The 10640-nt window shown below is 63.4% G+C and carries 16 protein-coding genes; 15 read left to right on the top strand and 1 reads right to left on the bottom strand.

Annotated features, from left to right (window positions below):
* Positions 1–50: 50 nt before the first annotated feature.
* The 4 genes from ACVNHC_RS22255 (at position 51) to ACVNHC_RS22240 (ending at position 4154) form a co-directional block, all read left to right on the top strand.
* Positions 51–986: a DUF2493 domain-containing protein gene (locus tag ACVNHC_RS22255; RefSeq protein ID WP_457169572.1), complete on the top strand. Its 936-nt coding sequence runs from the start codon at positions 51–53 to the stop codon at positions 984–986.
* A gap of 165 nt (positions 987–1151) precedes the next feature.
* The gene (locus ACVNHC_RS22250) at positions 1152–1568 is read left to right on the top strand and encodes a hypothetical protein (RefSeq protein ID WP_457169570.1); all 417 of its coding nucleotides are present in this window, start codon (positions 1152–1154) and stop codon (positions 1566–1568) included.
* Positions 1569–1822: 254 nt separating this feature from the next.
* Positions 1823–2950 carry a hypothetical protein gene (locus ACVNHC_RS22245; RefSeq protein ID WP_457169568.1) on the top strand — a complete coding sequence of 376 codons (1128 nt, stop codon included), beginning with the start codon at positions 1823–1825 and terminating at the stop codon, positions 2948–2950.
* Positions 2951–3752: 802 nt separating this feature from the next.
* A complete protein-coding gene (locus ACVNHC_RS22240) occupies positions 3753–4154 on the top strand; it encodes a single-stranded DNA-binding protein (protein WP_457169566.1) in 402 nt (133 codons plus the stop codon).
* 131 nt (positions 4155–4285) lie between these two features.
* On the opposite strand, the gene ACVNHC_RS22235 is transcribed toward ACVNHC_RS22240, so the two are convergent.
* Positions 4286–4537, bottom strand: a complete 252-nt coding sequence (locus ACVNHC_RS22235; protein WP_457169564.1) for a helix-turn-helix domain-containing protein — start codon at positions 4535–4537, stop codon at positions 4286–4288.
* Between the two features lie 190 nt (positions 4538–4727).
* On the opposite strand from ACVNHC_RS22235, the gene ACVNHC_RS22230 reads away from it, so the two are divergent.
* The 11 genes from ACVNHC_RS22230 (at position 4728) to ACVNHC_RS22180 (ending at position 10628) form a co-directional block, all read left to right on the top strand.
* Positions 4728–5009, top strand: coding sequence for a DNA -binding domain-containing protein (locus ACVNHC_RS22230; protein ID WP_457169562.1), 282 nt, complete (start codon positions 4728–4730; stop codon positions 5007–5009).
* A complete protein-coding gene (locus tag ACVNHC_RS22225; RefSeq protein WP_457169560.1) occupies positions 5009–5359 on the top strand; it encodes a transcriptional regulator domain-containing protein in 351 nt (116 codons plus the stop codon). The genes ACVNHC_RS22230 and ACVNHC_RS22225 overlap by 1 nt, the downstream gene beginning before the upstream one ends.
* Positions 5360–5564: 205 nt before the next feature.
* Entirely contained in the window at positions 5565–5891 is a 327-nt protein-coding gene (locus ACVNHC_RS22220; protein WP_457169558.1) for a DUF2285 domain-containing protein, read from the top strand.
* A gap of 141 nt (positions 5892–6032) precedes the next feature.
* Positions 6033–6314, top strand: a complete 282-nt coding sequence (locus ACVNHC_RS22215) for a helix-turn-helix transcriptional regulator (RefSeq protein WP_457169556.1) — start codon at positions 6033–6035, stop codon at positions 6312–6314.
* Positions 6315–6332: 18 nt separating this feature from the next.
* Entirely contained in the window at positions 6333–7514 is a 1182-nt protein-coding gene (locus ACVNHC_RS22210) for a replication initiator protein A (RefSeq protein WP_457169554.1), read from the top strand.
* The gene (gene parA, locus ACVNHC_RS22205) at positions 7511–8164 is read left to right on the top strand and encodes a ParA family partition ATPase (RefSeq protein ID WP_457169552.1); all 654 of its coding nucleotides are present in this window, start codon (positions 7511–7513) and stop codon (positions 8162–8164) included. Before ACVNHC_RS22210 ends, parA begins: the two co-directional genes overlap by 4 nt.
* The gene (locus tag ACVNHC_RS22200; RefSeq protein ID WP_457169550.1) at positions 8161–8415 is read left to right on the top strand and encodes a hypothetical protein; all 255 of its coding nucleotides are present in this window, start codon (positions 8161–8163) and stop codon (positions 8413–8415) included. The genes parA and ACVNHC_RS22200 overlap by 4 nt, the downstream gene beginning before the upstream one ends.
* Complete coding sequence (locus tag ACVNHC_RS22195; protein WP_457169548.1) at positions 8412–8933, top strand: DUF2840 domain-containing protein; 522 nt, start codon at positions 8412–8414, stop codon at positions 8931–8933. The genes ACVNHC_RS22200 and ACVNHC_RS22195 overlap by 4 nt, the downstream gene beginning before the upstream one ends.
* On the top strand, positions 8930–9475 hold the full coding sequence (locus tag ACVNHC_RS22190; protein WP_457169546.1) for a S26 family signal peptidase: 546 nt from the start codon (positions 8930–8932) through the stop codon (positions 9473–9475). The genes ACVNHC_RS22195 and ACVNHC_RS22190 overlap by 4 nt, the downstream gene beginning before the upstream one ends.
* On the top strand, positions 9472–9858 hold the full coding sequence (locus ACVNHC_RS22185) for a DUF736 domain-containing protein (RefSeq protein WP_457169544.1): 387 nt from the start codon (positions 9472–9474) through the stop codon (positions 9856–9858). Before ACVNHC_RS22190 ends, ACVNHC_RS22185 begins: the two co-directional genes overlap by 4 nt.
* A gap of 2 nt (positions 9859–9860) precedes the next feature.
* Positions 9861–10628, top strand: coding sequence for a lytic transglycosylase domain-containing protein (locus ACVNHC_RS22180; protein ID WP_457169542.1), 768 nt, complete (start codon positions 9861–9863; stop codon positions 10626–10628).
* Positions 10629–10640 lie beyond the last annotated feature (12 nt).

Here is a 10640-nt window from a genome sequence, read left to right as displayed (position 1 = left end):
ACGCCTGCGAAGGCCGCGATGGGCGCGGTCTCCAGACAAGGACGCTCCCGATGATGAACGAAGACGATAACTCGAGGCTCGAGCCGGACCACACCTCGTCCCCCACCGATCATGTCCTCAACGAACTCCAGCTCTATGGCTGGCGTCCGTTTCAGGATGAAGCCGATCCGAGGCCGCTGCCGGAGGGCAATCAAGTCGCCGCCGCGGTCGCAGACATCTTTGACGCCCTCGTCGCCACGCTTGGCGACACCCGCATCGAACCGGACCTCGACGAGTTGCTCTGGTCGACCGTCAATCTCTTCCACCGCGCCGCCGGCCGTGTGGAGCGCGAGCTCGACGACAACGAGCAGGCGCAGCGCCGCCTCCAGCGCGAACAGGACGGCAGCGAGGTGAAGTCGGTCGAGCTGGAGCGCCTCACGGCCGAGGGTCAGACCATGATCGAGCGGCGCAACAGCATGGAACTCTTCCGCGATCTCTCCGCCGAAGCCTTCGAGCAGCACACCGGCACCGCCTGGCGGCCGCGCACCGGCTCGATGGTCAACCACCGCAACCTGACCGCCGCGATGATCGACAGCCGGGATTTCCTCGCCGCTAAGCACCGCGCCGAGACCGAGGTGATGCTGCCCTCCGGCCCCAGGGTCGCCCTGACCGGCGGTCTCGACTTCAACGATCATCGCCTGATCTGGGCGAAGCTCGATCAGGTCCATGCCAAACACCCGGACATGGTGCTGCTGCACGGCGGTTCGCCGAAGGGCGCCGAATTGATCGCCGCGAAATGGGCGGACAATCGCAAGGTGCCGCAGGTCGCCTTCAAGCCCGACTGGACGAAGCACGGCAAGGCCGCCCCCTTCAAGCGCAACGACGCCATGCTCGACGTCCTGCCGGTCGGCGTCCTCGTCTTCCCCGGAACCGGGATTCAGGAAAACCTCGGCGACAAGGCCCGCAAGCTCGGCATCCCGGTCATGAAGTTCGACGGCGGCGCGTAAAAGCGCCGCTTCGGGCGGCTGCTTCAGCCGCGAATACTTGACTGCGCAACAGGTTGATGGCTTTGATGAAGCATACTTGCAGAACCGGCGAAGCAGCATAGTCGCAGGCGGAGCATATCTTCGGGCAGCCTGTCGTGATCCTCAACCATTCACGTGGAGGCTTCCATGACCCTGATCCTGCTCGCTCTCTCCCTGTCGATCGCACTTTACATCATTGCCTATAATTTCGCGATCTACGCCTTGCCTTTCATGGCCGGCCTGTCGGCCGCTCAATATTTATACGGCGCTGGAGCCGGCGTCCTGATGTCGGGGCTTGCCGCGATCGGCGCGGCGCTCCTTTCCATTGGGCTGGTGATCGCCGTCCTCGGCTTTGCGAAGAACCCGGTTCTGCGTCTCATCGCGCTCGCTGTCTTCGCCGTGCCTGCCGCGATTGCCGGCTATGCGCTCGTTCATGGGGTCGCGAAGAACGCCATCGGCTCGGCCGTTGCGCTCAACATCCTCTGCGGCACTGGCGGGTTCTTCATCGGCATCGCGGCCATGGTCAATCTCAACGCTCTCGGGATATTCACCCTCTCGCGCTGATGCGGTCGCCACGATCCGCCTCTACCGCGAAGAATATCAAAGCCGTCAAATGCAGGGGTGAATCGGAGCGCTGTAGTCCCGCGAGCTCACGATTGTTGGGCATTGAGAGTGCCGAAGCGAACCGGAGCAGATCGCTAGCCATCGAAAGTCAGCCGAAGTAAATTTGCTAAACAGCCTATGGCTCGAACCAACCGGAAGGAGACTTTCCAATTGAAAAATCCCGGCGGCAGGCACGAAACTGCCGAGACTTATGCATGACTGCGCAAATTTACCTCCAAAAATTGTCCCGGCAGCTTTCGTATCTGTTGGCGTTCGCTCGGCAGATCAACGAACTCGACTTTGCCGCTTCGCTCAGCGGAGAATTCCGTGGAATGCAGGACGCCGGCTGGGCTACCACAATCACAGCGCACGAAGTGTTCGAAGAAATCTCCACCCACACCGCGCGCGGCCGCCCGCGGTCGAAGGCCGAAATTCGTGTCCTGCTGTTTCTCTATTGTCAGCTCGCTGAGGCAGGGGGCGTCTACGAGACGCTCAAGAATATGATGGGGATCATCACGCTCAAGCCCTATCTCCTTTGGCCCTTCCAAGATCTTGTTCGAGTACGGCAGCAGCCTACCCGAGTCATAGGACCGAATGCGAATGCGACATTCAGAGATCTTGCTAAAACCGCGCATGCGATTGGTATGCCAGGTCTTGCATCGGTGCTGGAAGAGGCTTTCAGGGACGACATTCGTAATGGCATCTGCCATGCCGACTACGTTATCTGGGAGGACGGCTTGCGTCTCAGGCGTCGTAATGGCGGCCAAGCGTCTCGGTTGACTTATGACGAGGTAAACGTAGCTCTCACAAAAGGCGTTGGCTTCTTTGACATCCATAAAGCGTATATATCTGAAGCCATCCTCTCTTTTCATCCCGCACGAACAGTCATCGGCCGTTTTAGTGCGAATTTCCCCGCGCCCTGGACGATCCATGCCGATCCCGAACGGCACTCGTTCTCGATATCAGGTTCGGCGCCAGCTCCAATAACAACACCGGAATTTCAGCGACAGGAAGCGATCAACGGTCAGCTTGGCGGAAAAGTTTTGGCGGCGTTCTCGGCTCAAACCGCCGGACAGCCAACGGAATTTCTTAATTACATGTGGGACGCTGGCTTTGCGCCTAACGAGATCGTCTTACCCGAGGATCGAATGGCCCAACTCTTGGAACAAATCGAGCGTGACGGTTTATGGGACGATCGTTTCGAGCAACCGGCTCAAAAGAATCTGCTCCTCTTAAGCCCGTGGGGCTTCCGATATCTCACCGAGCCTGCCGATTTTGACAGTCTGCTCGAAATTCCATTTATGGAGATCGGTATCGAGATAAATAATGCGGCAGAAAGTTAGGTGAACGGGCAGCCATTGTCGTTTTGCCCCTCCGTCCGCTTTACACCCTCTCGCGACCGTGACGGTTTGCGATTGAGGGGTGCGCTGCTCGTCTCATTCCAGTTTTCTTCTGCGCCCGCCACTTCATTTGTGATCTGACAACGGCGGCTTGCGCCGCCGGCCCTTCGGCGCACAGAAGAAGCAGTCATGGCATCGCTGTGCTTGCCGGCGTGTCCGGCCCGCCTCATCCGGCTTGGGAAATCGTCATCAGGCATGAATCACGCAGGCCGCGCGCGCTCGACGCCCTGTGCGGGCCACTTCATGAAATGGAAGCACGCCGCGAGCCTCTTCATCTGCCTCTCTTGCAATGCTGCTGAACCGCGCCTTCAGCCATCGAAGCGGGAGCGATACCATTCGCTGGAGCCCGATAGCCGTGTTCCTCTTTTCCCGGCCTGCCTGTCCGGACGGCGGCACAGGTAGCGGCTGAACGGGATCCTTGCAGGCACGCGCTCGGGGCGGTGGGGGTTTTGGGAGCCCGCCGGAACGATGATGCCGACAAGGACGCAGCGTTCTGCTGCTCGTCGCCGTTTGTGCTCTCAGAAGCACCAATCCCTCCGACTGACTGATCCCCTAAGTCCGTTCCGCTTTCTCCAGCAACCCCCGCCGCTCCGGACCGTGTTGGCGCGCAAACGCGCCTGCCCGCACCACTCCGGGCCTTGGGGGTCAAGCTGCCGCCGTTGGCGTCAGTGCGGGAGCCTCCAGACGTCCTTTTTCGGGTCTCGTCGGAGGGATGGTCCCTCCGAGAAGCAACGGAGACTTGAAAATGCAGAACATCGTCATTCTCGCCGGCAATATCGGTCAGGCCCCTGAAACCCGCACCACCCAGGGCGGCACCAGCATCACCCACTTCACGCTGGCCACCTCGCGCCCCCGCTACTCGGAAGGCAGGGTTCTCCGGGACGAGAACGGCTACCGGGTCCAGGACACCGAATGGCACCGCATCACCGCCTTCAATGGCCTCGGCAAGACGATCCAGCAATATTGCGAGAAGGGCATGAAGGTTCTGGTTCGCGGCCGCATCCACTACACGAAGTGGACCGACCAGCAGGGCAACGACCGCTACGGCTGCGAGATTATTGCCGAGACGGTCGATTTCCTGAGCCGGGCGAAGCAGACCGAAAATGACGACGGCAAGTTCATCGACGACGATGACATCCCGTTCTGAGCGGGATGCCGAAGGCCCGGCGGCGCAAGCCGCCGGGTTCTTGCGTGCTCGTGACGGTGGTCAAAAACAGCTTCGCAATGAACGATGCATACAACTCCAACCCGCCAGCACCCGCGTATGGATGACCGACCTCACTGTTCGTCATGCTCCGCTGGTGATGTGGTTTGTTCATTCGCGGATCGTTTCAGCAGGTCCGAAGCTTCAATACCCAAGACGGTCGCCAAGCGATCGACAACATCGATGCTGGCGTTGTAGACGCTGCGTTCCAGAGAACTGATATAGGTGCGGTCAATCTCCGCCCGGTGCGCAAGCTCCTCCTGTGACAGCCCTTTGGCCTGCCGGGCAGCACGTAGGTTTCGCGCAAATACCTCTCGAATCTCCATGAACGAGAGTTCGACGCCTTGTAGAGTATTTCACCACGGAGTATTCTCGACAAAGGTACTCGCCGTGGTATGAGACGGTGTTTCCGCCAAGAGGTGGGGAGCGCTCGACCGGGTCTCAGGGACACACCCGTGCGCCTTGCAGGACGGCCGCTTGGCGGGGCACGGACGCGTATGAGAGAATGCAATTCTGATGGGGAAAGCCAAACTGACCTTTCTGGACGCGCCACCCCCCGAGCTGCAGCTGACGAGCTACGATCGGGAGCACATGGTGCTGTATCTGCGCATCCTTGATGCGGACCGGGATGGGGCGGACTGGCGGGAGGTCGTCCGCATCCTGTTCGATCTCGACCCTGAGCAGGATTCAGAACGCTGTCGTAAGATTTATGACAGCCATCTCGCCCGGGCCCGCTGGATGACCGAGCACGGCTATCGGGAACTCGTCCGCGAAAGTCAGCGCCAGAAGCCGAGGTGATGCCGCCGGCGCATCACCTGGTGCCGGGAAACACACTTCCGATCGGCAACCTTTCCGGAAATCCTTCTCCCTGTTATCAACTTTATGGAGAGGGAGTCGCGGTGTTGCCAGATCCGTCAAACTGGGATGCTTCGGCGGAATACGACTATGCCGAAGACCTGACCTCTTCTGACCTCGCCTGGGAATGGCTGCGCCGCAACGAGGCGTACGATCGTGATTACCAAGCCCTGGCCGCAACCGAGGCTCACGTTCAATCGCTGACGGAAAAGATCCGGCAGCACTGGAGGTTATTTTATCCCGCTCGATCCTCTGCAAGCGTCCCCAGAAGCGTGTGTACTCTGGCTGCCTGAGGAAGATACCAGTGTCGTCGTTCTCGACAGGATTCCTCCGTCGCTTGAGCCGGACACCGATAGATCTCGCGAGACCGCCGACACACGGTCCTCCAGCGATGGCGCGGCCAACGACGGCAATCTGCTCTTCACGCTCACCAATGGGGAGCGCCTTCAGCTCTTCTCCCTGAATGGTCGGTTCGACATCTCGGCCAGTGCAGCTCTCGTGCCGCTCGGGCTCGATGGCTTCGACCGGCTGGAAGCGATCTACCGTCTCCTCGCCAGCCTCCACGGCCGTGTTGTGCCCCCGGATACACGACTCACGGAGCAGCAGAAAGCACGCGCCCGACGAATGCTGCAGGCCTTCGATGGCCGACGCGCGGGCGCGACCCAGCAGGAAATCGCGCAAGTCATTTTCAATAGTGGTCGCCTCGACCGCGATGAATGGCAGGCGTCGTCGGCCCGCCATGCGGTCAAGTCGCTGTTGCGGGACGCCCGCGCCATGATCGCCGGCGGCTATCGTCGATTGCTTCGTCATCGCCGACCATCCTAGCCGAACGCATCGGCTCGCCCGGTGGGCGATTTCGATACCCCCCAAATTCGCCCTGCAACTCGCCGGTTCCGCTTCGCCATCGTGGCCCTCGTCCGCCGCCGTTCTCCGGCGGCCCCAACGAAGACCACGAAAGGCCGACCCATGCGACCCGATCTCGCCGTTCTGCCGCCGCGCTTTCTGCGCACCAAGGAAGCTGCCGAATTCCTCAGCCTGTCCGCCCGGACGCTCGAAAAGCACCGGACCTACGGGACCGGCCCCAGCTACCGCAAGCTCGGCGGCCGCGTCGTCTACGCGGTCGATGATCTCGAAGCCTGGGCCGCCCGCGGTGCCGTCACCTCGACCTCCGATCCGCGCGGGCAGGTGTCGCCAGCGAAGCGTCAGGTTCTCCCCGGCGGTCCGCAACCCGGCCGCCACGCACGCTGATTGCGGGCAGTTCCGTTCATGACGGTGCGACGTCGATCCCTTTCGGAGCGCGGGCAGCTCGACCTGTTCCGGGCGCTCCCCGGCGACTTCGCGCCACGAGACGCGCAGGATCTCATGGCCTATCCCTTCTTCTCCCTTTCCAAGACCCATCGCGTCGCCCCAATCGATTTCGTTGCGGGCAATGTGACGATCCGGGTCGAGGCGGTCCCCGATCACGGCATGGCGACCATCTGGGACGCCGATATCCTGATCTGGGCCGCAAGCCAGATCATCGAAGCCCGCGATACCGGGCTTCGCACCTCTCGGCTGATGGCCGCCACCCCATACGAAATCCTTACCTACGTCGGGCGAGGCACCGGCTCGCGCGACTATCAGCGCCTGAAGGCCGCGCTCGACAGACTGCAATCGACCACCGTTTCCACCACGATCCGCCAGCCAGCAGAAGGCCGTCGCCATCGCTTCTCGTGGATCAACGAATGGCAGGAACGGACCGACCGAAACGGCCGTCCCGACGGCGTCGAGCTGATCGTGCCGGACTGGTTCTACCAGGCTGTTCTCGACGACGCCCTCGTACTCACCATCGATCGGGCATATTTCGATCTGACGGGCGGGCTTGATCGCTGGCTCTACCGACTGGTGCGAAAACATGGCGGACGTCAGCGCGACGGCTGGCGGTTCGACTTCCGCCATCTCCACCAGAAATCCGGCAGCCTGTCGCCATACAAGCGCTTCGCCTTCGAACTGCGCGACATCATCCGCCGCCAGCCTCTGCCCGGCTACACCCTTTTCCTCGAGGCGGAGATTGGCGGCCGCATGCTGCTCGCCTTCGAGCCGATGCCGCCCTGTGGAAAACCTGTGGGTGGCCTCGTGCTATCAGGAACCCCAGCTATCGTGCCATCAGGAACCCGGCTATCGTGCTATCGGGAACCCAAACAGGTTGTAACGCGCGGAAATCAAAAGCGGAATCGCGCCCTTAACTTAGAGTCTAACAAAGACTCTAACCTTGAAGAGCGCGCGCGCGATGTGGAAAACCGCATCCGCGACACCGCCAGAAGCCTCAGCATTGCCGCCAGGAAGAGCTCCGCACGACAGGAGCCGAAGCCTGATCCGGCCACGTCTTTCCGTGAAGACGGCTCTGAGGCACCCGCAGATCGCGATGCATCCCGCCTTCCTCTCGATCCCCGGGGAGGACGCCGATGATCGTCGCCCTCCTCAATCAAAAGGGCGGCGTCGGCAAGACGACGCTTGCGCTCCACCTTGCCGGCGAACTCGCCCGGCGGGGAAGGCGCGTCACCCTGATCGACGCCGACCCGCAAGGTTCGGCGCTCGACTGGTCCCAGCAGCGCTCGCGCGAGGGCCTCCCACGCGCCTTCGGCGTCGTCGGACTTGCGCGCGATACGCTCCATCGGGAAGCGCCCGAACTCGCCCGTAACGCCGACATGATAGTGATCGACGGACCACCGCGCGTCGCCGGTCTCATGCGCTCCGCGCTTCTCGCCGCCGATCTCGTCCTGATCCCGGTGCAACCGTCGCCGCTCGACGGCTGGGCCTCGGCAGAAATGCTCTCCCTCCTCACGGAGGCCCGCATCTACCGGCCCCAGCTCGCCGCCCGTTTCGTCCTCAATCGCTGCGCCGCACGCACCGTCATCGCCCGCGAAACGGCCGAGACGCTGGCCGATCACGATCCGCCGGTGCTTAGCTCCACCATCGGCCAACGCGTCGTCTTCGCGGACGCGGCGCAGACCGGGCGGCTCGCCTCGGAAATCGCTGGCGACAGCCATGCCGCCCGCGAGATCGCCGCGCTGGTGAGCGAGATCTCGCGGCTCGGTATCGGGAGGATCGTGCCATGAGCGAGCGCCGGACCCGCCGAGGCTTCGCCTCCCGACCGGTTGATCCGGAAGGCTGGATCAAAGCCGGCGATACACCGCCGGGCGGCAGGGATGCGGCCGCCGCGTATACGGCAAGGCTGACCATCGACATCACGCCAGAGCTGCGCGGCCGCATCAAGATCGCCGCCTTCCGGCGCGGTGTGACCGCCGCCGACATGCTGCGCGATCTGTTCGCGCGCGAATTCCCACCCACCAAAGGAGACACGCTATGACCGGCACCGCGCCCCCTCGCATGCGCGGCGGCCCGGCGCCGGCCGTGCAATCCCAGGACGACCTGACCCATGTCGAACTGACGTGGATCGAGAAGAAGATCGAATACTGGATCAGGTTTGGCCGCACGGCGCGGGAGCAGGTCCTCGACCGTCGCAGGCGCATCGTCTCGTTCCGGCCGAACACCGTCTTCGCCTTCGTCCGTTGGGCGGCAAACGACTTCGGCACCGTCATCTCGCGCATCGACATCGTGCAGACGGTCGCACCAAGTGATGCCTATCAGACGCTGCCCTTCGTGCGCCCCGGCGGCGAAATCCTGCTGAAAGTCGAAAGCTGGCCGAAGGTCGAAGACGTGCTGCGGCACATCGATGCCATCGAGGCCACCCACATCGACCCTTGTGACGTCGCGCCCGATCACTGGCGCCATGTCGCCCACCGGATGAGGACCGGCGAAGCGCCGCGCCCGTATTCGATGGAGCGCCATCGCGCGTGGCTTCTGCGGCGGGAGATCGAAGGATGACCCGCCTCCGCTACGCCATGGTGACGACGGCCGCCGTGATCGGCGTCGCCATTGCCGCTGTCGTTCCGACCTCGCTCAAGCTGGTCTGGAACGCCTCTGCCAGCGTGCCGATCGGCTTATACGGAATCGCGCCCGCCGACCGTCTCGACGTTACCGACCTGGTCGCCGTCATGCCGCCCGAGCCGCTCGCCGCCTTCATGGTCGAGCGCGGTTATGTCGGGCCTGATGTACCCCTCCTCAAGCGCGTCATGGCGCTGCCTGGGCAGCGCATCTGCCGCCACAGTCGCGCCGTCACCGTCGACGGCGTGCCGCTCGGCGAGGCGTTCGACCGCGACAGCCGTGGCCGCGATCTGCCTGTCTGGCAGGGCTGCCGACGCGTCGCGGACGGCGAAGTCTTCCTCATGAACCCGGAAGTCCGCGACAGCCTCGACGGGCGCTACTTCGGCCCGCTTCCTGCCTCGGCGGTCATCGGCCGGGCCACCCCTCTTTACACCGACGAAGGCGGCGACGGTCGTTTCGTCTGGCGCGCGCCGAGGCGGTGACGGCGCGTCCATCCCGTTCCCACTGCGAAAAACAGGAGACCACCACCATGGCGCAGATCGGCCAATTCATCCGCACCGAACGCGGTTTCGAGGGGCACCTGAAGGCGCTCGGCCTTGACGCTGAACTCACGCTCGTTCCGGCCGAGCCTTCGGAATCCGAGAACGCTCCCGACTATCGCGTTCTGCTCGGCGACGAGGAGGGCTTCGACATAGGAGCGGGCTGGACGCATGTCGGCGACCGCGCCGGCGAATACGTCTCCATCGAGCTCGAAAGCCCGCTCTTCGCGCGGCCGCTTCGCGCCAATCTCTTCCGCTCCGGCGGCGATGGCACCGTCTGGGGCCTGCACACCAACCGCCCTGCGAAACAGCGCAAGGGGGATTGAGCGTGGCGCTCCACGATCATGCCGGCGCCGGACGGTCATTCACCGTCCGGCATTCAGCGATCCTCCTTCTCCTTTCCGGCCTGACTTTCATCACGGCCGCAACGCCCCCGGCTCTGGCGCAATCCGCGCCGCCGGTACGCGCCGCGTCCGTCGATCCACATGCCGCGCACATCACCGAGGCGTCGCAGCGCTTCGGCATCCCGGAAGCATGGATCGTCGCCGTCATGCGCGCCGAAAGCGCGGGCGATGTGCGCGCCGTGTCCTCCGCCGGCGCAATGGGGTTGATGCAGGTGATGCCGGATACCTGGGCCGAACTTCGCACCCGCTACGGTCTCGGCCGCGATCCCTACGAGCCGCGCGGCAATATCCTCGCCGGCACAGCATATCTGCGCGAGATGTGGGGCCGCTACGGCGACGTCGCCGCGATGCTCGCCGCCTACAATGCGGGTCCGGCGCGCTACGACGAGTATCGCTCGACCGGCCGCCCGCTCCCTGCCGAAACGCGCGCCTATGTCGCTCTTCTCGCACCGCAGCTCGGTGTTAAATCGCCGTCGCTCCACCTTGCGACGACACCGCAACGGCAGACCAATTGGCGCGACGCACCGCTCTTCGTCGTGCGCTCGGGCGACAGCCATCCCGCCAATCTCCCTGCAAACGGCGGTGCATCGGGTGACCGCCGCTCTCCCGTTCCGGCGCAAGGCGATGACGCCGCCGGAGCGCGGGCCGCTCCCATTTTCCTCGCCCGCGACGACATCGGGAGCCAGCAATGAAGGCATCCCGGC

The sequence above is a fragment of the Pannonibacter sp. Q-1 genome (genome assembly GCF_054073275.1).
The sequence above is the reverse complement of the archived record's forward strand: the minus strand, read 5'-3'. Positions and strand labels throughout refer to the sequence as shown.

Excerpts from the sequence above, each read along its gene's own strand:
- ACVNHC_RS22255 (WP_457169572.1), top strand. The coding sequence starts at position 51 with ATGATGAACGAAGACGATAACTCGAGGCTCGAGCCGGACCACACCTCG.
- ACVNHC_RS22250 (WP_457169570.1), top strand. The coding sequence starts at position 1,152 with ATGACCCTGATCCTGCTCGCTCTCTCCCTGTCGATCGCACTTTACATC.
- ACVNHC_RS22245 (WP_457169568.1), top strand. The coding sequence starts at position 1,823 with ATGACTGCGCAAATTTACCTCCAAAAATTGTCCCGGCAGCTTTCGTAT.
- ACVNHC_RS22240 (WP_457169566.1), top strand. The coding sequence starts at position 3,753 with ATGCAGAACATCGTCATTCTCGCCGGCAATATCGGTCAGGCCCCTGAA.
- ACVNHC_RS22235 (WP_457169564.1), bottom strand. The coding sequence starts at position 4,537 with ATGGAGATTCGAGAGGTATTTGCGCGAAACCTACGTGCTGCCCGGCAG.
- ACVNHC_RS22230 (WP_457169562.1), top strand. The coding sequence starts at position 4,728 with ATGGGGAAAGCCAAACTGACCTTTCTGGACGCGCCACCCCCCGAGCTG.
- ACVNHC_RS22225 (WP_457169560.1), top strand. The coding sequence starts at position 5,009 with ATGCCGCCGGCGCATCACCTGGTGCCGGGAAACACACTTCCGATCGGC.
- ACVNHC_RS22215 (WP_457169556.1), top strand. The coding sequence starts at position 6,033 with ATGCGACCCGATCTCGCCGTTCTGCCGCCGCGCTTTCTGCGCACCAAG.
- ACVNHC_RS22210 (WP_457169554.1), top strand. The coding sequence starts at position 6,333 with ATGACGGTGCGACGTCGATCCCTTTCGGAGCGCGGGCAGCTCGACCTG.
- parA (WP_457169552.1), top strand. The coding sequence starts at position 7,511 with ATGATCGTCGCCCTCCTCAATCAAAAGGGCGGCGTCGGCAAGACGACG.
- ACVNHC_RS22200 (WP_457169550.1), top strand. The coding sequence starts at position 8,161 with ATGAGCGAGCGCCGGACCCGCCGAGGCTTCGCCTCCCGACCGGTTGAT.
- ACVNHC_RS22195 (WP_457169548.1), top strand. The coding sequence starts at position 8,412 with ATGACCGGCACCGCGCCCCCTCGCATGCGCGGCGGCCCGGCGCCGGCC.
- ACVNHC_RS22190 (WP_457169546.1), top strand. The coding sequence starts at position 8,930 with ATGACCCGCCTCCGCTACGCCATGGTGACGACGGCCGCCGTGATCGGC.